Here is an 18,733-nt window from a genome sequence, read left to right as displayed (position 1 = left end):
AGCACAGCCATACGGCTGTGCTTTTTTCATTCATATTTCGGAATCAGCGCATCTGGTACGGCATCTTTCGCTCTTTCTTTTCTTGCCCAGTCAAAGAACACAACAGCAAGGATCGAGCCGTACACAATCTCCTGAATAATTTTCATCAAAATCGCGCCTAGCTGCTGGTCCTCTAGCAGAGGCAAGGTATGGAACATTTCAGGACCTGTGAGCGCAAGGCCTGCCAGCATATCACTTGGCACGCATAAGTGCAGTGCCTGTATCCAAGCGCCAGCATCAGAATAGGTTGCATAGATCGGTGCCTCACTAAACATGATGAGAGCACACGCAGGAGTCATCAATATTCCGTCTGCCATGATATAACCAAGCTTTAAAATGCCTGTAATCTGCGGCTGACTTTGGACTTTATGAACGAGCGGCCACCACATGAAAAAGGCAGCGATAAAAATGACCACCGTCATCAACGCATGATAAAACGGATCTGTTTTCACAAAATCAAACACAAGCGGAATGTGATACATCGAAAACAATCCGTTAAATCCAAGCAATGCAATTAAAGGCTTGGAAAACAAACGAAAAATTTGCTGAATGCCTGGTGTTTGTATGATCCGCTCCCAAATGGCCGCAGGTAATCCTGTAATAAGGAGAGGCGGAATGACTAAATAGAGCACCGCCATTTGCGCCATATGTGCACTAAACATAATATGCCCCATTAAATCAATTGGGCTTCCTTTCACGGCGTATAACAGGACAAGCCCCGTCAGAAACAACGTTTTCTCTTTCACCGTCGCACGGTGCTTTCCCTTTGTCACAAGAAGCAGATAAAGAGCAGCTGCTATGACAATACTAGTCAAATAGTAAGGGCTCCATAATGCCCGAAATCCGAATATTTCTAAGTTCTCCATTGCTGCGCCTCCTTCAAGGGCAAAGCGGGCTTACCACCAAATAATGGTCAAAAAGGCTAATACGGTAATAAACGCGACAAACACACCTGAGTAAAGAAACAATGCGGGTGTTTCATGCCCTTTTTGGTTCATGTGCATAAAATAATAAAGCTGAAAAGCCACCTGAATAACTGCAAGCAATAAAATAAATGGTACTGCGAACCAGTTCCCAACGTCTTCTGAAGCAATTGTTAAAAAGGCAACAAAGGTTAATCCAATCATCAAGCCGAAAGAAATGAGCTGATGCTTCATTTCTTCGGCATTTTTCTTTTTACGGTATACAAGATCGACTTTAGACTGATTTGTGTTTTTATTTCCCATTCTTATCCCACCATTCCCATTAAATATACAACGGTAAAGATGAAGACCCACACAACATCAATGAAGTGCCAATACAGACTTGCCACATAATATTTCGGCGCATTGTATAAATCGAGTCCGCGTCTCATATTTCGAATCATAAGAGCGGTAATCCAGCAAAGTCCGAAGGCGACGTGAGCCCCGTGAGTTCCGACAAGTGTATAGAAGGAAGAACCAAGAGCTGAGCTGGTAATTGTAAATTCATACGCATGCACATAATGATAGAACTCATAAATCTCAACCCCTAGAAATGAAGCACCTAATAGCACAGTCACGCCAAGCCAAAGCTGCATCTTTTTAAAGGCAAAGTTTTTCATATGATACATTGCATACACACTCGTTAAACTGCTCGTCAGCAGAAGCATCGTGGCAATAAAGACAAGTGTGAGATCAAACATATCAGTTGTTTTTGCTCCGCCTGCATTAGAGTTTTTCAGCGCCAAATACGTGGCAAAGAGCGATGCAAACAGAACGGTTTCTCCCCCAAGAAACAACCAGAATCCGACGAACTTATTCTTTCCTTCTAACGTGGCTTTCTCAGGAGAAGCCGGAAAGGTTTCTGCTGTCATTTTTTGTGGTTCCATTATGCTTTCACCCCTTTATCATCGTCATCGGTCAAATCTTCTTTGTGAATATGGTACCCATGATCATCTTTAAGAGAGCGAACCAGCATGGTCGCAAATGTAATGCCAAGACCAATGAAAATCACTGGAAGTCCCCAGCTGTGCTCTTGACGATACATGAAGCCAAACGCTGAAACAAATAGACCGAATGAGATAATGACAGGTAAGATGGAATTATTCGGCATGTGAATATCATCGAGCGGTTCAGATGCTGTCATTCCTGTTTTACCATCCATTTTTTCAATCCATAATGGATCTAGTCCTCTGACAAGCGGAAGCTGTTTAAAGTTGTATTCTGGCGGAGGTGAAGACACTGCCCATTCAAGCGTTCTTCCGTCTCCCCAAGGATCGCCCGATACACGCTCTCCTTTTGCTGTAGTCCAGATGATGTTAATCAGCATGATGACAACAGCTACAAACATAAACAGTGCCCCAATCGTACTGATCAAGTTCCCAAGGTCTAGCCCCTGACCTGGCAGGAATGTAAAGACTCGGCGCGGCATGCCCCAAAGCCCGAGAAAATGCTGGATAAAGAAGGTTAAATGGAAACCGATGAAAAACAGCACAAAGCCAATTTTCCCAAGCTTCTCATTCAGTATTTTTCCAAACATCTTCGGCCACCAGTAATGCACACCAGCTAAAATACCGAATACGACCCCGCCAATAATGACGTAGTGGAAATGCGCCACGACAAAGTACGTATCATGGAACTGATAATCTGCTGCAGCTGCTGCAAGCATGACCCCGGTTACCCCGCCAAGTAAAAACGACGGTATAAAGGCAACGGAATACAGCATCGGCGTTGTAAACTTCACATTACCGCCCCATATGGTGAGCAGCCAGTTGAATACTTTAATTCCTGTAGGCACCGCAATCGCCATTGTGGCTACAGCAAAGATCGCATTGGCAATCGGACCAAGTCCTGTTGTGAACATGTGATGCGCCCATACCATGAATCCAAGGAAACCAATCAATACAGTAGCGAACACCATGGACGAATAGCCAAACAACCTTTTTCTTGCAAACACTGGAATGATTTCAGAGAATATTCCGAATGCTGGCAGGATTAAGATATATACTTCTGGGTGTCCGAAAATCCAGAACAAATGCTCCCAGATGATTGTATTTCCGCCGAGCTCTGGATTGAAAAAGCTCGTATCAAACATTCTATCAAGCATCAGCATCGCAAGCCCTGCTGTAAGTGGCGGGAATGCGAATAAAATCAGTGCTGAGGCGACAAATGTCGTCCATGTAAAGAGCGGCATTCTCATATACGTCATACCAGGCGTTCTCATATTAATAATCGTTGCAAGAAAGTTGATCCCGGCAATCAGCGTACCAATACCCGCTATCTGCAAACCTAAAATATAGAAATCCATGCCGTGCCCTTCTGAATTCAGCGTGAGCGAGGCGTATGCAGTCCAGCCTGCATCAGGTGATCCACCCATAAACCATCCAAGGTTTAAGAAAATTCCTCCGAAAAAGAACAGCCAAAAACCAAGTGAATTCACAAACGGAAACGCTACGTCACGTGCACCAATTTGAATGGGTACAACCGCATTCATTAATGCAAATAAAAGCGGCATTGCTGCAAGGAAAATCATCGTTGTTCCATGCATCGTCATGACTTCATTGTAAAACCCTGCACTTACAAAATCATTTTCAGGGATGGCTAGCTGAATACGGATAATCATCGCTTCCAGGCCGCCAATTAAAAAGAAAAATCCCCCTGCCACTAAATATAGTACGGCAATTTTTTTGTGGTCAACCGTCGTCAAGTAATCCCATAAGACAGCGCCAAACCCCCGCTTTTTAGCTATTGTACTCACCATGAAATCCCCCTCTTATCTCCCATTTGCCCCTTTTCATATAGATGTCTATCTTAACTTTACACAGACTGTGTCTGACAGATGGCTACTTCTCGGTTGTAGAGACATATTCGGGAGCTCTTAACAAAAACTTCACATCGATCACATACCCTCTTGCACATTCGCGTTAGAAATTACTCGATTTTAAGTCCTTTTAAATACTCATAAAGTGCATCTGCTTCTGAGTCATTTAATTTAGGGTACGTCCCTGTCATTTTATTCCCTGGTTTAAAACTCTCTGGATCTTTCAGCCATGCTTTCACATTTTCTTTGTTCATATCTTTGATTCCAGCTACTTTCGTTCGGTCTCCGAAGGTCGCAAGGTTTGGTGCCGTCCTTGCCGCTTCCGGCCGTTCGTCACCAGGCTCTACTGCATGACAGCTCAAGCAGTTTTTCTCTTTAAATAATTTTTCACCTTCAAGTGCGAGATCTTTTGTGGATGTAGGCTTCTTGTAATCAGCCATTTTTTTCGTCCATCCCAAAAACTCATCTTGAGAAAGCGTTTTAACTTTAAAGTCCATTAAAGCATGCGAGGGACCGCAAAGCTCTGCACATTTCCCGTAGAAATATTCTCCTGCATCTTTCGTTCGTTTTGAATCAAATGTTAAATAAAACTTGTTTTCATTTTCTGTGTTTGTATCAATTTTACCGCCAGCCGATGGAACCCAGAAAGAGTGTTTCACATCGGATGCTTTCAGCTTAAAGTACACCTTTTGATCTGTCGGTACAATCAATTCCTGACTTGTGACAATCCCATAATCAGGGTATTCGAATTCCCACCAATATAAACTGGCTCTTACATTGACAACAAGTGTCTTTTCAGGATCTCGTTTTTTCTTATCCATAGCGCTTGTATCCCCAAGCTCAAGCGTGTATGCCACAACAGGCACAACGAGAATAATGAGGAGAAGAATCGGAATCGCTGTCCACGTAATTTCTAGGTTACGGTTCCCTTCCACCTGCTTTGGAATCGTATCTTCTCCCACTTTAGAACGTTTGAATTTAATGATGACGTAAAAGAAAATGATCGATACAACAATGACGACAAGAACCATAATGAGTGTACTCAGTACCGTTAGGAAAAACTGTTTATCTGCTACTTCCCCAACTGGTTTGAGTGTTGATAAGTATGGTTCACCACAGCCCGCCAAAACGAGCGTCAGTAAGAGAAACAGTGAATAAACACGCCATTTTCTTATCATAATTTGTCCCAACCCCTTTTGCTTGATCTCCTTTGCCTTTCGCTTTTTACCTCTTATTTATAAAATCACTTTTCACCCATTCATAACCCCCGCCTCTTATAAAAGCACTTACATTTCCTCTTTTCATAAAAAAATGATGTTTTTACTCAAAATACCATCTATGTATAAACAGAAAGCCGCCTAAATAGAACTGAATATCAGGCGGCTTTCATAGTTGTTAGAAAATGTTGTGTTATAAGATATAGCCATTGTTTTGATGTGATCAAAGTGTATTTTACTCTAGAATAGTGTAATGATAATCATCGCGACGAAAAAGATGGTTAAGTAGTTTAATGAATAAACGAACATGAGCGTTGACCACTTCATGACGTCTTTCATTTTAAAGCCCATAAGGCCAATGACGAGCCATCCAATATTCAGCAATGTGCCAAGTGCGACAATCGGCCATCCTAATCCACCTAAGAAAAATGGAAGTGGAAGAAGACATGCTGTCCAAATGATAATTTGGCGTTTCGTGACTTCAAAGCCATAAACGACTGGCAGCATTGGAATACCTGCCTTACGGTAATCTTCCGTTTTCTTAATCGCAAGTGACAGGAAGTGGGGGATTTGCCAAATGAACATAATCATAAACAAAACCCAAGCCGTTGTGTCAATTGTACCTGTGACAGCTGTCCAGCCGATTAATGGCGGCACCGCACCAGATACACTTCCAATAACGGTATTGATGGTGTAATGACGTTTAGACCACATGGTGTAAAGAACTGCATAAGTAAAGACTCCGATAAAACCAATCACTGCTGATGTTATGGTTGTCATCAGAAGCATGATGAGTCCAAGTACAACAAGCAAAATACCAAATGCATACGCTTGCCCCGGCTGAATCTTACCTGTAACCGTCGGTCTTGTTTTTGTTCTTTCCATTAATATATCAATATCACGGTCAAACGCATTATTAATGGCGCATGAACCGGCAATAATAAGAGAAGAACCAATCATTGTTAACAGCACAATATCAAGATTCCCAAGGAAACTCATACCTGTAAAATAAAAAGCAAGCCACATTCCAGTAAATGTTGTAATGAAGTTGGAATTGACGATGCCCATTTTAATCAGAGCAAGAAAATCTTTCCAAGCTGTTGTTTCTTCTATTTGTCCATGAATAGCTGCTTCCGCGGCTGTTTTGGAATTTGCCAATGTGTATAACCTCCCTTGCCCAAACCTTCAAACGAACAAATGAAACGTAAATTCGTTACAACTCTATCATACAAGATAAACAGCTGTAAAAAAACATCCTATTAAATAATAAACGACAATCTTGAAGTTATTTGTGAACTTTTCGTGAATTTATAAGGATTTATGTGTGTTTCAGAAGGCGGTGCAAAATGAAATATTCTCTCCTCTATTTCTATCAGACTGTCAAAGAAAGATCAAGCACTCTAAATCTGTAAACTTTGTGAACTAACATATCATTTTTTTGTGAACTTTGGTCATTATGAATTGCAACAGAACACGCATTTGGCTTAAACTTGAGAGCATATGAGGTTTTTCATTTAGATCAGAAGTTTTTTAGAGAAGGTGAAATAATTTGATGAAATTTGCTTTAAGGTTATTGAGCGTGATCACAACGTTTGTGATGCTGATCGTTTTGATTGGCGGTGCGCTTGTGACGAAAACCGGCTCGGGTCTTGGCTGCGGCCGGCAGTGGCCCCTTTGCCACGGACGTTTCTTCCCTGAAATGAACCCTGCTTCCATCATCGAATGGAGTCACCGCATGTCAACAGGGGTTTCCACCATTCTTGTTCTGGCACTGGCGGTCTTATGCTGGAAAAAGATTAGTCCAGTATTCCGTGAAACCAAATTTTTGGTCATCATGTCGATTATATTCTTACTGCTTCAAGCGCTTTTAGGAGCTCTAGCCGTCGTGTTTGGTTCTAACGCCCTTGTGATGGCACTGCACTTCGGTATTTCACTCATTTCTTTTGCTTCAGTGTTACTGCTTGCGCTTCTTGTATTTGAAGCAACCAGATCTGAAACAAAGCTTGTGAAGCCGCTTCATATCGGCAAAAAAATGCAGTTCCATATTTATGGTTTGATCACCTATACGTATATCGTGGTGTATACGGGTGCTTATGTGAGGCATACAAAGTCAAGCCTTGCTTGTTCTGTCTTCCCGTTTTGTTCAAAAGACGGTGCACTTCCAGCGTACTTTAATCAGTGGGTGCAAATGTCTCACCGAGCAGCAGCACTTCTTTTATTCGTCTGGATATTTGTTGCGATGTTCCATGCCATGAAACATTATAAAGAACAAAAGCAGCTGTATTATGGATGGATTATTTCAGCCATTCTGATTACACTTCAAGCCATTTCAGGTGTGATGTCTGTTTATTCTCAGCTTGCACTTGGTTACGCGCTGGCTCATTCATTCTTTATTTCCGGTTTGTTTGGGATACTTTGTTACTTCTGCTTACTCATTGCCCGGTTTAAATATGAAAGCAAAGAACCATTCAAATAAGAATTTGTATCCCCCTTTCATGCGGAATGGGGGATTTGTTTTATTGTTGTTTTGCTTCTTCAAATAGCGAAATGGCTTTTTTGCGTCTTTCCTGATGATCAACTGTCGGCAGCGGGTATGTATCACCTAGCACACATTCCGATTTCAGTTGTTCATCTAATGGCATTTTAATTGGTTCATGTATCCACTTTTCATCGACATGCTCTAGCTCTGGTACATATCTTCTAATATATTCCCCGCTCGGATCAAATCGCTTCGACTGGGTCGTTGGGTTAAAAATACGGAAGTACGGCACGGCATCTGTCCCGACAGAGGCAGCCCACTGAAATCCTCCGATATTTGACGCCTCATCATAATCCACAAGTTTTTTTGCAAAATACGCTTCGCCCTTTCTCCAATCAATCAAATAATCCTTTGTTAAAAATGAGGCTGTGACCATTCGCAAGCGGTTATGCATCCAGCCCTCCTCATTTAACTGTCTCATCCCTGCATCAACGAGCGGAAAGCCTGTTTCCCCTTTACACCAAGCTTCAAACAGCGCCTCATCTTCATTCCATTTCATTCCTTGAAACGCCGAATTGATTTCTTTTTCTTTCATCTCTGGATAATGTGCATAAATCATATGGTAAAAATCGCGCCATGCCAGCTCTTTGATAAAGGTCTCTCTGCCCTCGTCTTCAAATAGTGCTTCTTCATACATCGCATGAAAAATCGTTCGGATCGAAATAGTGCCTGTTTTTAAGAAACGCGACAGCTTGCTCGTTCCAAAAAGAGACGGAATATCTCGTTTCTCATGATAACGCGTTAATCTTTTTTGGATAAAGTGATGCAGCGTGTTCATCGCTTTGTCTGAGCCGATTTGTTCAAACTTCCTTGAGCAGCCCTTTAACAAGTCTCGCAGTTTGTCATTTCCTTTTTGCGAAAGTGACTCATCACAAATCGTATGCTCGCTGCTGAAAAATGATTTGTCAACTTTTATCACAGGCTGCTTCTCTTGCTTCCGCCATGATTGATAGTATGGGGTAAACACTTGATAATGTGAGCCATCTGCTTTTAAAATATCTCGTGCCCCGTGAAGATGTGTATCTTGCCACGTTGACACATGAATGGCCTTCTTTTCTAAAAAATCGGTTACTTGCTGGTCACGCCTTTGGCCGATACCCACTTCATCTTCATTAAAAAAGACGGCTTTGATGTCATACACATCCATGACCTGCTGAAAGGCGCGCAGGACATCATCATGGAGAAGGTGAACATAAATTTGAGATTCTCTCGCTTCCTTGACGAAATGCGCCAAGTTTTGAAAGAAATGTTCGTTGTTTATATCCAGTTCCATTTCAGTAAAGAATGGATCTAGATGATAAAGAGCCAATAATTTGTACTCGTGTTTTTTTGCATATGTGATCGCTTTTGATAAGGCGATATGATGATCCAATCGCATATCTCGGCGAAACCAAATCACGACAATTTCCAACTTTCTTCACCTCACTCTATAGTGTAATTACTCTCGCAGGCTGCTGCACATTTTAATGCGCTCAAAAAAAGACACATCACGACGGATGTGTCTCACTTATTATTCAGGCCTTAACACAATCAGCAGATCACCGGTTTGAATCGGTTCTCCATTTGTCACATGTATTTCATCTACGACCGCAGTGAATGGCGCTTGTACAGTCGTTTCCATTTTCATGGCTTCATTGATCATCAAATGCTCACCTTGCGAGATTTTCTGTCCTTTTTCCACGAGCACTTTGATGACAGTGCCTGGCATTGATGCGGCAATGTGATTTGGATTTGAACGGTCCGCCTTCATTTTTTCTTGAACGGAGGATTTGATGCTTTCATCCTTAATCACCACTTCACGCGGCTGGCCATTTAACTCAAAGTAAAGAACTCTTGTGGCATCTGGATTCGGTTCTCCAATCGACACGAGTTTGACAATCAAGGTTTTTCCTTTTTCGATTTCTACCTCAATCTCTTCACCGAGCCTCATCCCATAGAAGAACGTTGGAGTGTCAAGAACAGAGATGTCCCCATAGCTTTCTGCTGTTTGGACAAATTCAGAAAATACTTTTGGATATAAGGCATACGCAATCGCGTCTTGCTCTGTCAGCGTCAGGTCATGAGATTCTTTGAACTGCTGCTGAATAGCTTCAAAGTCCACTGGCTTCAGCTTCTCACCAGGTCTGACAGTGAGCGGTTCTTCTCCTTTTAAAATCAGCTTTTGTAATTTTTCAGGGAATCCGCCATGCGGCTGGCCTAAATAGCCTTTAAATAATTCCACAACAGAATCCGGGAAGTCTAATGTTGCTCCTTTTTCATAGACATCTTCCTCTGTTAAATCATTTTGCACCATATAAAGTGCCATGTCTCCAACTACTTTAGAGGAAGGTGTGACCTTCACAATATCACCAAACATGTCATTCACACGTCTGTACATTTCTTTTACTTCGTTCCAGCGGTCGCCAAGGCCAACACCTTTCGCCTGCTGCTGCAAGTTACTATACTGACCGCCAGGCATTTCATGCTCATAAATTTCTGTATGAGGTGAGTTCATGCCGCTTTCGAATTCACGATAGTATTTTCTGACAGAATCCCAGTATTGAGAAAGGTGTTCGACAGATTGGACGTTCATGTATGGCTTTCTTTCATGTCCATCTAAAGCATAGTACAGTGAGCTTGCACTTGGCTGCGATGTGAGTCCTGCCATAGAGCTGACGGCCACATCCACAATATCAACGCCTGCATCAATCGCTCTTGCATAGGTGAACAGTCCATTTCCACTCGTATCATGCGTATGAAGATGGATAGGGATCGTGAGCTCATCTTTTAAAGCAGAGACTAACTCATAAGCTGCCTGCGGCTTTAATAATCCCGCCATATCTTTAATACCTAAAATATGTGCACCGGCAGATTCAAGCTCTTTCGCAAGAGATACATAATACTCAAGATCATATTTCGGACGAGATGGATCAAGAATGTCCCCCGTATAACAAATGGCTGCCTCTGCCACTTTGCCTGATTCACGAACAGAATCAATGGCAAGCGTCATGCCTTTGACCCAGTTTAAGCTATCGAAAATACGGAAGACGTCAATGCCTGCTTCGGCCGACTCCTTTACAAATGCTTTAATCACATTATCCGCATAGTTTGTATATCCGACAGCGTTTGATGATCTTAAAAGCATTTGGAACAACGTGTTTGGCACTTCTTGGCGAAGCTCTTTTAATCGTTCCCAAGGATCTTCTTTTAAGAAACGGTACGCAACATCAAATGTAGCACCGCCCCACATTTCCATACTAAACAGCTCTGGCCATAAACCTGCTGTTGGCTGGGCAACTTTCTTTAAATCATGTGTTCTGAAGCGTGTCGCAAGCAGAGACTGATGCGCATCCCTAAAGGTTGTATCTGTTAAAAGGACGCTATTTTGTTCTTTCACCCAATTGGCAAGGCCCTCAGGTCCATGTGTGTCTAACAATTGTTTTGTCCCAGACGGAATCTCTTGATGAAGAGGAAGCTTCGGTACAATTGGCTTGTCAAAATGAGGCTTCTTTTTCTCCGCTATACCAGGGAATCCATTAATGGTCACGTTACCAATATAAGTCAGCATCTTCGTTCCACGGTCTTTTTGCTTAGGGAAATTAAATAGCTCTGGCGTTGAATCGATAAACGACGTATCGTATTCCCCTTTTAGAAACTTCTCATGCTTTGCCACGTTTTCAAGAAACGGAATGTTTGTTTTAATCCCGCGAATCCTGAATTCCTGTAAATTTCGGACCATTTTAGCAGCCGCTTGGTCAAATGTGAGCGCCCATGTGGACAGCTTGACCAATAGTGAATCGTAATAAGGTGTAATGACTGCACCTTGAAAGCTGTTCCCTGTATCAAGTCGTACACCAAATCCCCCGCCTGAACGGTAGGCCATAATTTTTCCTGTGTCTGGCATAAAATCATTTAAAGGATCTTCTGTTGTGACCCTTGATTGAATGGCAAAGCCATGTGTAAAAATATCTTCTTGCTTTGGTATACCGACTTCCTTGCTGTGAAGGTCATGACCCTTTGCGACAAGAATTTGGGTTTGGACGATATCGACACCTGTGATCATTTCAGTGATCGTGTGTTCTACCTGTACCCTTGGATTGACTTCAATAAAGTAAAACTCTCCATTTGCGACAAGGAATTCTACAGTCCCTGCATTAATATACGATACATTCTGGGCCAACTGAACAGCCGCTTCACAAATATCTTCACGCAGTTTATCTGTAAGAGACACACTTGGCGCCACTTCAATGACCTTTTGATGCCGCCTTTGAACAGAGCAGTCACGCTCATATAAATGAATGATATTGCCGTGATTGTCACCAATCACCTGCACCTCAATATGTTTCGGATTTTCAATCAGTTTTTCAACGTATACTTCGTCATTTCCAAAAGCAGCTTTTGCCTCTGACTTCGCACGGTCATAGGCTTCCTTCAGCTCCTCTTTCGTTCTGACAATCCGCATACCTCGGCCGCCGCCGCCTAGTGAAGCTTTAATAATAAACGGGTAACCGTATTCTTCACCGAATTTTTCGACTTCTTTGACCGAATCAACTGGTCCGTCACTTCCTGGAATGACTGGAATTCCAGCTTTTTTCGCTTCATCTCTTGCCTTTACTTTATCTCCAAACATATCTAAATGCTGAGAAGTTGGACCGATAAATTTAATGCCTTCCTCTTCGCATCGTCTTGCAAAATGAATATTTTCAGATAAAAATCCGTAACCTGGATGGATCGCATCCACGTCATTTCGTTTTGCAATTTCGATGATCCCCTCGATATCAAGGTAGGCATCAATCGGTTTTTTCCCTTCTCCAACTAGATATGCTTCATCTGCTTTATAGCGATGATAAGAGCCCGAGTCTTCTTTGGAATAAATGGCCACTGTACGTAAATTGAGCTCCGTACAGGCCCTGAAGACTCTGATAGCAATTTCCCCTCTGTTTGCAACTAGAACCTTTTGAATTGTTCTCTGTGACATTTCTCACTCCTCCATATCCCTTAAAATTTTATATGTACTCTATAATAAAGGAAGAAATGAAAACTGTACACTTTTGTTTTCTAAAGATTCAAAGTTTTCTGCAATCCATTTTTTTGAACTGATGGCTTGCTCATTGATTTTTTCTTTTTGTAACGCTCTTTATATTCAGTAAACATGCTGATATTCAGCAATATTCCCATACAGCCGCTCAGTAAAATGATAGACGATCCCCCGTAGCTGATAAACGGAAGTGTGACCCCAGTAATCGGAATCAGACCTGAAACACCGCCTAAATTAATGCATGTTTGGATCGCAATCATGGAGGAAATTCCTATTGCAAGCAAACTTCCAAATGGATCTTCACACTTTCTTGCAATATAAAAACCTTTCACGACGATGAAGCCAAGGAGAGCGAGCACAAAAAATACTCCGAAAAAGCCAAGCTCTTCTGAAATGATTGCCATGATAAAATCTGTGTGCGGCTCTGGAAGATACCCGTACTTTTGAACGCTTTCTCCTAGACCCAGTCCAAAAAAGCCGCCTGATCCAATAGCGTAATAGGAATTAATCAATTGATGTCCAGTCGCCCCTGCATCTTTAAATGGATCTTGGAAACTCTCAAAACGCCCGAGACGATTTTGCGTGAAAATTTTATCCCAAAAAAGAATAATAAATGGGGTCACGACGACCATCACGGCACTAAATAGCGCCAGCAGCTTCGCAAGTGTTTTCCCGCTAAAGCCTGAGCATAAAATCATCGCAAGGGCAATCATTCCAATGATAAAGGCTGTCCCATAGTCTGGCTGCAAAATGATAAATCCGCATAAGATCGAGACAATCACGATGGGAGGTGTGACTCCTCTTAAAATATGATCAATATAATGCTGCTTTTTTGCATACACAGCAGCAAGATAGATAATGACGACAATCTTCACAAATTCCGCTGGCTGAAGACTAAATGGGCCTATTTTGATCCAGCTTCTTGCGTTCCCTGCAATATGACCGCCAAAGTACACATAGATGAGTGAAAACACTGATAGCAGCAGCATACCGATCTGGAATTTCTTATTTGAAAACAGCTGATATGGAACTAGTGCTGTAAAGAACAAGATGACCGCTCCAACGATCATAAATAAAAGCTGTTTCTTAAAAAAATTATCTGGTGCGGCATCGTATCTGATCACAGATGTAATCATACTTGAGCTATACACCATGACCAAACCGAATGCGCTAATTAAAATAATGGCGAACAATAATGAGTAGTCATACGATTTTAGCATTCTCTTTAACATATAATCCTCTTCCTAACGTCTGTTTCTACTGCTTGATATCCTCTTAGCTGTTTTTATTCTACTACATTTTCTCCGTTTGATCTCGTTTTACCTCTTTTATATTGTTCGTCATTCATGAAAGAATCAAGTCCGTTTGACATCAATCAATGAAAAGAAAATAGAGGACAAAAAAACTCAAACTTATGTTGAGGAAGTTTGAGTTTTCAATCATTATTTTTTTGTGAACGCATCATGAAGTGCGGAAAGCTCTCTCTCAAGTTTATCGAGTAGTTTCTTACCTTCATGTTGATCAACTAATCCAAGCCGGACAGCAAAATCAATTTCTCTCGATAATCCGAACATTTGAGTATCTAAAACCTCTTCATAAAGAGGACATTGCGGCATCGTTAAGTTGTCCATTTGCACTTGGATCAATTTTAAAATTTTATCTGCATCCAATTTTAATAAAGCCAGTGCTTTTTGCCGATGATCGACTAAAATTTCTGACGCCAAAAGTATCCCTCCGTTCCCCAGGCGAGTACCTAATTCTTCTATTTATCATAAAGCGAAACGCCCAAAATTGCAAGCAGATTTGTACAGTTCGCTTTGTAAAAATAAAAAGAAGCCTTCCTTCATTAAAAGATACTCATCTCATATTTTTCACTCATCAGCTCAAGCAGCTTAATCCCAGCAATACTATTCCCTTTTTCATCCAGAGCTGGACCGAAGATACCGATCCCGAATTCATATGGTGCCGCCCCCATAATCCCGCCTGAGACACCGCTTTTAGCAGGAATTCCGATGTTAATGGCAAATTCTCCGCTCGCATTGTACATGCCGCACGTCACCATAAAGGTTTTACAAATTCTAGCGACATCTTTCGAAAGAACCTGCTTACCCGTCTCTGGATGTCTGCCGTCTAATGAAAAAACACAAGCAATTTTCGCCAAATCCAAGCTGTTCATCATGATGGCACATTGTTTCGTATAGACGTCCATGACTTCTTCTACGTTCCCTCTAATAATATGATATTGCTTCATATAATAGCACATCGCCCGGTTAATCATGGATGTCTCAAATTCGGAGGCAGCTGTTTCTTTGCAGTATGTAATGCTTTTGTCATTTGCCAGCTCTCTAATGAAGCCAAGCAAACGGCTCAGCTGATCTTGCGGAGTCGCTCCTCTGATTAAACTCGTGACTGCGAGCGCCCCTGCATTAATCATTGGATTCAGCGGTTTATTCGGGCTCGCTGTTTCCAGTTTGATCATCGAATTAAACGGGTCACCTGTTGGTTCTTGTCCAACAAATTGAAATACTTTTTTTGGTCCTTCTTCTGAGAGCACGAGCGCAAGTGCTAATACTTTTGAAATGCTTTGAAGAGTAAACCGTTTATCTACATCTCCTGCCGAGTGGCACGTATTACTCACATGATACACAGCCACAGATAAATCCGTCTGATCCGCTTTGCCGAGTGCGGGAATATAGGATGCTACTTGACCATCTTTGGCCACTTTTTTTGCTTCTTCTACAAATCGCTGAAGCTCTTCATTGTCGCGACATGCCATGCCTAATATCCTCCCTATCCTTCATGTAAGATTAGTGTGTACAAGGAGACGCATGTTTATGAAAGTGACAAAGCGGGGGAAAACTTCTATAATTTATGTTGGAAAGGGGTTGTCTTGAACATGAGCATCATTCAAATCAAGGGGAACGTACAGTACAAGATCACCATTGATCCAAGTGTATGGATTTTTGATGACCGTAAATTTTTAATGGATTCATTCTTTGAAAAAAGTGCAGAAAGTGAAGAGAATCAGCTAGATCAGGAGCTTGACCAAGAGCGGGTCATAAGAGAAGGTCAAACACTTCCACCCACGTTAAAAACAGAGAAGAAGTACGAAAAGGAAAGACTCGTCACAGGCAGCTTCGGGATGAAGCTTGGCGATATGCTAAAAAATGCTGAGCCGCTTGAACATGCGGATACATGCGAATTTGTCACAGAAACAGGTACAATTGCTGTGCCGCTTTCTCAGGCAATGGAGAGCATTGCTCATTTCAGTCAAAATGGTAAGCCAATCACAGAAGAAGGACCAATCCACGTCTATTTCGCGGATCAGTCCAACCTCACTCAGCCGATAAAAGGTGTCAAAGAGCTGATGATTACATAAGTCAGAGGGTCTGGACTATAGCAAATCAGCGGCAAGCTGTGCAAGTCCAGACCTTTCTCCTTTGACAAGCTTGACATGTCCAGAGATTTGCTGTCCTTTGAACCGCTCGATCACATACGTAAGCCCATTATTTAAGCTGTCTAAATAAGGATGATCAATCTGCTCTGGATCTCCCATCAGCACAATTTTACTTCCTTCTCCGACTCGCGTTAATAATGTTTTCACCTCGTGCTTTGTTAAATTCTGTGCCTCATCAATGATGATAAATTGATCAGGTATACTTCTTCCCCGGATATACGTTAATGCTTCGACTTGAATAGATCCAATTCCCGCCAAAATCGCATCAAGCTCACCTGGTTTTTTTGTATTAAATAAAAACTCTAGGTTGTCATAGATCGGCTGCATCCATGGTCTGAGCTTTTCTTCCTTTTCTCCTGGCAAGTAGCCTAAGTCTTTCCCAACAGGCACGATTGAGCGCGCCACGATCAACTTTTTAAACATACCGAGATCCTCTGTCTGCATTAATCCGGCAGCAAGTGCAAGCAATGTTTTACCAGTCCCTGCTTTTCCGATCAGCGTCACGAGCGGAATGTCACGGCGCAAAAGCAGCTCGAGTGCCATCGTCTGCTGGACATTTTTTGGACGGATTCCCCAAATATACTCTTGATCATAAACGAGACGTTTCATATGCTCTGCCTTTTGATCAAGCATTCCTAAAGCAGAACCGCCTTCATTTCCCTTCATGATGACAAATTGATGAGGGTTAAATGGTGCACTTGTGACCTCTTTTATTGGTAATTGATTGTGCTTATAAAATGTATTCAATTGCTCAGTCGGAATGTAGAGCTCATGATAGCCATTATCGATGTCTTCATTTTGCAGGACACGGTCACTTAAGAAGTCTTCTGCTTGAAGCCCTATAGCATCTGCCTTTACCCGCACTAACACATCCTTGCTGACCAAAATGACAGGCCGGCCATGAGGCTTTGTTTCTTCCTCTAAGCTCAAATTTTTCGCGACTGCCAAAATCCGATTATCGTTCGTTTTTTCAATAAAAATTTCTTGAAGCTCATGGAAGGAGCGGTGATTCAGTTCAATGCGCAGCGTCCCTTTTGATTCTAGTGTAATTTTTTCATGCAGTTTCCCTTTCGATCTTAAACCGTCGATTAAGCGTGAGACACGCCGGGCATTTTGCCCAACCTCGTCCATATATCTCTTTTTCGAGTCTACTTCTTCTAACACAACGGCTGGTATGACGACCTCGTTGTCTTCAAATGAAAAGATTGAATTCGGATCCTGTAATAACACATTTGTGTCTAATACATAAATTTTACTCAGGTCCTTCGCCTCCTGATCGGGGTTTCATTCATCCTTGTCTTTCCCAAAACGATTGTTAAAATATATGTTTTCATGAATAAAGTTAGAAGGTTAATTCAACAATAAAATAAATCATGCAGTTTGTGAAGGAGGGAATATAGATGCGACTATTTATGACATTATTCATGATTCAAGCCATCATTCTGTTGGGCGCTTGCCAGCAGCAGGAAAAGCCAGAAGCACTGGACAAGCAAGATGGACGCCAGCACGTAGTACGGGTGTCAGACTCAACAAAGAAAAAGACCAATCAAGCCCGGTCATCCACAGATGTTGCGCAGCATCTTGTCAAAGTGACAGAGAACGTAGCAGATGTCAATGATGCAACGGCGATCGTCATCGGCCGCTATGCTGTTGTTGGTATTGATGTAAAAGATGATTTAGATAGAAGCAAAGTAGAAACCATTAAATATTCAGTTGCAAAAGCGCTGAAAAATGACCCAGAAGGTGCGAATGCTGTTGTAGTCGCTGATCCGGATACAGTCAGCCGGTTAAAAGAAATGGGCAAAGAAATACAAGCAGGCCGTCCTGTAAGTGGGATTATGGATGAACTAGCTGCCATTGTCGGCCGCGTGATGCCAGAGATGCCGAGAAATGAAATCGATCGTCACGAAAAAGACCCGACGAATGAGCCAAATGATCAGCTCAAACAAAACGATCAAAAGCAGTTAGACAAACATCAAAATGATCAATCAAACCATCATATGAATCAGAAGAAATAAAGAGAACGGCTTATATCTCCTGTGATATAAGCCTTTTTCTACGCTGATTTCAAGTGCTTGGAAAACATGCTATAATAAATGCAATAAGTGAGGTGAAAATGATGAGAGTGAAGTGCTCATTATGTGAGAAGCTTGAAACAATTGATGATGATACACTCGTTGCTAAGCGGTTAAGAAATCGACCGATTCATACATATATGTGCGATGACTGTCAGGAACGCATTAAAGTAAAGACAGAAGCACGCATCAAAACTGGCAGATTCTCTCTTTATCAAGATCCTGCGACGAAAGAGAAAAAGAAGAAAAAAGGAAAAAAAGAACAAAAGACATAAAAAAGACCTGACACATGTTCAGGTCTTTTTTTTACGTATTCACTGTTCCTTCTTTTTTTGCACGATGCAGCCGTATTTTATAAATAATCAAAATGGCAGCTGCCACGACTAGGCCTTCCGCTACTGGCAGAAAGATTCCTAGAAATGTGAGAAACGTGCAGCCAAAAATCAAAAACAAGTAAATCACGAGTGCTTTTAAAATCGGTAAACGTCTAGCAAAGCCGAGCTTAAAAACAATAATCGCTAAAACAAGGATGGTACCATATAGGAGCCACATCCCTGTTTGCGGATTTTCATCGACACGAAACAGCATCGCGAAAAAGGATAGATTTTC

At 41.8% G+C, this 18,733-nt stretch carries 17 protein-coding genes; 4 read left to right on the top strand and 13 right to left on the bottom strand.

The features are described from left to right. Positions 1-26: 26 nt before the first annotated feature. The 6 genes from ctaG to cyoE all read right to left on the bottom strand — a co-directional run bounded on the left by ctaG (position 27) and on the right by cyoE (position 6,194). The gene (ctaG, locus tag C6Y06_RS08035) at positions 27-905 is read right to left on the bottom strand and encodes a cytochrome c oxidase assembly factor CtaG (RefSeq protein ID WP_060596178.1); all 879 of its coding nucleotides are present in this window, start codon (positions 903-905) and stop codon (positions 27-29) included. 30 nt (positions 906-935) lie between these two features. After that, positions 936-1,265 (bottom strand): cytochrome c oxidase subunit IVB, encoded by a 330-nt coding sequence (gene ctaF / locus C6Y06_RS08030; protein WP_003211520.1) that lies wholly within the window; start codon positions 1,263-1,265, stop codon positions 936-938. 2 nt (positions 1,266-1,267) lie between these two features. Beyond that, positions 1,268-1,888 (bottom strand): cytochrome c oxidase subunit III, encoded by a 621-nt coding sequence (gene ctaE / locus C6Y06_RS08025; protein ID WP_034662610.1) that lies wholly within the window; start codon positions 1,886-1,888, stop codon positions 1,268-1,270. Then, positions 1,888-3,759 carry a cytochrome c oxidase subunit I gene (ctaD, locus tag C6Y06_RS08020; protein ID WP_106036764.1) on the bottom strand — a complete coding sequence of 624 codons (1,872 nt, stop codon included), beginning with the start codon at positions 3,757-3,759 and terminating at the stop codon, positions 1,888-1,890. The genes ctaE and ctaD overlap by 1 nt, the downstream gene beginning before the upstream one ends. 170 nt (positions 3,760-3,929) lie before the next feature. After that, positions 3,930-4,997: a cytochrome c oxidase subunit II gene (gene coxB / locus C6Y06_RS08015; protein WP_034662616.1), complete on the bottom strand. Its 1,068-nt coding sequence runs from the start codon at positions 4,995-4,997 to the stop codon at positions 3,930-3,932. A gap of 279 nt (positions 4,998-5,276) precedes the next feature. Beyond that, the gene (gene cyoE, locus C6Y06_RS08010; RefSeq protein ID WP_003211774.1) at positions 5,277-6,194 is read right to left on the bottom strand and encodes a heme o synthase; all 918 of its coding nucleotides are present in this window, start codon (positions 6,192-6,194) and stop codon (positions 5,277-5,279) included. Between the two features lie 394 nt (positions 6,195-6,588). Between cyoE and C6Y06_RS08005 the strand changes: the two genes are divergently transcribed. Beyond that, positions 6,589-7,512, top strand: coding sequence for a COX15/CtaA family protein (locus C6Y06_RS08005; protein ID WP_060596176.1), 924 nt, complete (start codon positions 6,589-6,591; stop codon positions 7,510-7,512). 40 nt (positions 7,513-7,552) lie between these two features. On the opposite strand, the gene C6Y06_RS08000 is transcribed toward C6Y06_RS08005, so the two are convergent. The 5 genes from C6Y06_RS08000 to glsA form a co-directional block, all read right to left on the bottom strand. Continuing rightward, positions 7,553-8,986 (bottom strand): cryptochrome/photolyase family protein, encoded by a 1,434-nt coding sequence (locus tag C6Y06_RS08000; RefSeq protein WP_106036763.1) that lies wholly within the window; start codon positions 8,984-8,986, stop codon positions 7,553-7,555. A 99-nt stretch (positions 8,987-9,085) separates the two neighbouring features. Next, positions 9,086-12,532 carry a pyruvate carboxylase gene (pyc, locus tag C6Y06_RS07995; RefSeq protein WP_106036762.1) on the bottom strand — a complete coding sequence of 1,149 codons (3,447 nt, stop codon included), beginning with the start codon at positions 12,530-12,532 and terminating at the stop codon, positions 9,086-9,088. An 80-nt stretch (positions 12,533-12,612) separates the two neighbouring features. Beyond that, positions 12,613-13,824, bottom strand: coding sequence for a putative lipid II flippase FtsW (ftsW, locus tag C6Y06_RS07990; RefSeq protein ID WP_034662626.1), 1,212 nt, complete (start codon positions 13,822-13,824; stop codon positions 12,613-12,615). A 210-nt stretch (positions 13,825-14,034) separates the two neighbouring features. Next, positions 14,035-14,316 carry an Fpa/YlaN family protein gene (locus C6Y06_RS07985; RefSeq protein ID WP_003212509.1) on the bottom strand — a complete coding sequence of 94 codons (282 nt, stop codon included), beginning with the start codon at positions 14,314-14,316 and terminating at the stop codon, positions 14,035-14,037. A gap of 122 nt (positions 14,317-14,438) precedes the next feature. After that, a complete protein-coding gene (gene glsA, locus C6Y06_RS07980) occupies positions 14,439-15,368 on the bottom strand; it encodes a glutaminase A (RefSeq protein ID WP_106036761.1) in 930 nt (309 codons plus the stop codon). Positions 15,369-15,488: 120 nt separating this feature from the next. Between glsA and C6Y06_RS07975 the strand changes: the two genes are divergently transcribed. Further along, positions 15,489-15,971, top strand: a complete 483-nt coding sequence (locus tag C6Y06_RS07975; protein ID WP_034662633.1) for a hypothetical protein — start codon at positions 15,489-15,491, stop codon at positions 15,969-15,971. Positions 15,972-15,986: 15 nt separating this feature from the next. On the opposite strand, the gene C6Y06_RS07970 is transcribed toward C6Y06_RS07975, so the two are convergent. After that, positions 15,987-17,309 (bottom strand): PhoH family protein, encoded by a 1,323-nt coding sequence (locus C6Y06_RS07970; protein WP_106036760.1) that lies wholly within the window; start codon positions 17,307-17,309, stop codon positions 15,987-15,989. Positions 17,310-17,449: 140 nt separating this feature from the next. Between C6Y06_RS07970 and C6Y06_RS07965 the strand changes: the two genes are divergently transcribed. Further along, positions 17,450-18,067 (top strand): YhcN/YlaJ family sporulation lipoprotein, encoded by a 618-nt coding sequence (locus C6Y06_RS07965; protein ID WP_034662638.1) that lies wholly within the window; start codon positions 17,450-17,452, stop codon positions 18,065-18,067. 101 nt (positions 18,068-18,168) lie between these two features. Next, positions 18,169-18,399: a YlaI family protein gene (locus C6Y06_RS07960; RefSeq protein WP_012009835.1), complete on the top strand. Its 231-nt coding sequence runs from the start codon at positions 18,169-18,171 to the stop codon at positions 18,397-18,399. 31 nt (positions 18,400-18,430) lie between these two features. Here the strand turns inward: C6Y06_RS07960 and C6Y06_RS07955 are convergent, their stop codons facing one another. Beyond that, a complete protein-coding gene (locus tag C6Y06_RS07955; protein ID WP_044334035.1) occupies positions 18,431-18,712 on the bottom strand; it encodes a YlaH-like family protein in 282 nt (93 codons plus the stop codon). Between the last annotated feature and the right edge of the window lie 21 nt (positions 18,713-18,733).

It is taken from the genome of Bacillus sp. MZGC1 (assembly GCF_002998605.1).
Taxonomy (GTDB): domain Bacteria; phylum Bacillota; class Bacilli; order Bacillales; family Bacillaceae; genus Bacillus.
The sequence above is the reverse complement of the archived record's forward strand: the minus strand, read 5'-3'. Positions and strand labels throughout refer to the sequence as shown.

Bases quoted from the DNA above. Each gene is read 5' to 3' on its own strand.
- ctaG (WP_060596178.1), bottom strand. From the start codon at position 905: ATGGAGAACTTAGAAATATTCGGATTTCGGGCATTATGGAGCCCTTAC.
- ctaF (WP_003211520.1), bottom strand. From the start codon at position 1,265: ATGGGAAATAAAAACACAAATCAGTCTAAAGTCGATCTTGTATACCGT.
- ctaE (WP_034662610.1), bottom strand. From the start codon at position 1,888: ATGGAACCACAAAAAATGACAGCAGAAACCTTTCCGGCTTCTCCTGAG.
- ctaD (WP_106036764.1), bottom strand. From the start codon at position 3,759: ATGGTGAGTACAATAGCTAAAAAGCGGGGGTTTGGCGCTGTCTTATGG.
- coxB (WP_034662616.1), bottom strand. From the start codon at position 4,997: ATGATAAGAAAATGGCGTGTTTATTCACTGTTTCTCTTACTGACGCTC.
- C6Y06_RS08005 (WP_060596176.1), top strand. From the start codon at position 6,589: ATGAAATTTGCTTTAAGGTTATTGAGCGTGATCACAACGTTTGTGATG.
- pyc (WP_106036762.1), bottom strand. From the start codon at position 12,532: ATGTCACAGAGAACAATTCAAAAGGTTCTAGTTGCAAACAGAGGGGAA.
- ftsW (WP_034662626.1), bottom strand. From the start codon at position 13,824: ATGTTAAAGAGAATGCTAAAATCGTATGACTACTCATTATTGTTCGCC.
- glsA (WP_106036761.1), bottom strand. From the start codon at position 15,368: ATGGCATGTCGCGACAATGAAGAGCTTCAGCGATTTGTAGAAGAAGCA.
- C6Y06_RS07975 (WP_034662633.1), top strand. From the start codon at position 15,489: ATGAGCATCATTCAAATCAAGGGGAACGTACAGTACAAGATCACCATT.
- C6Y06_RS07965 (WP_034662638.1), top strand. From the start codon at position 17,450: ATGCGACTATTTATGACATTATTCATGATTCAAGCCATCATTCTGTTG.
- C6Y06_RS07960 (WP_012009835.1), top strand. From the start codon at position 18,169: ATGAGAGTGAAGTGCTCATTATGTGAGAAGCTTGAAACAATTGATGAT.
- C6Y06_RS07955 (WP_044334035.1), bottom strand. From the start codon at position 18,712: ATGCTGTTTCGTGTCGATGAAAATCCGCAAACAGGGATGTGGCTCCTA.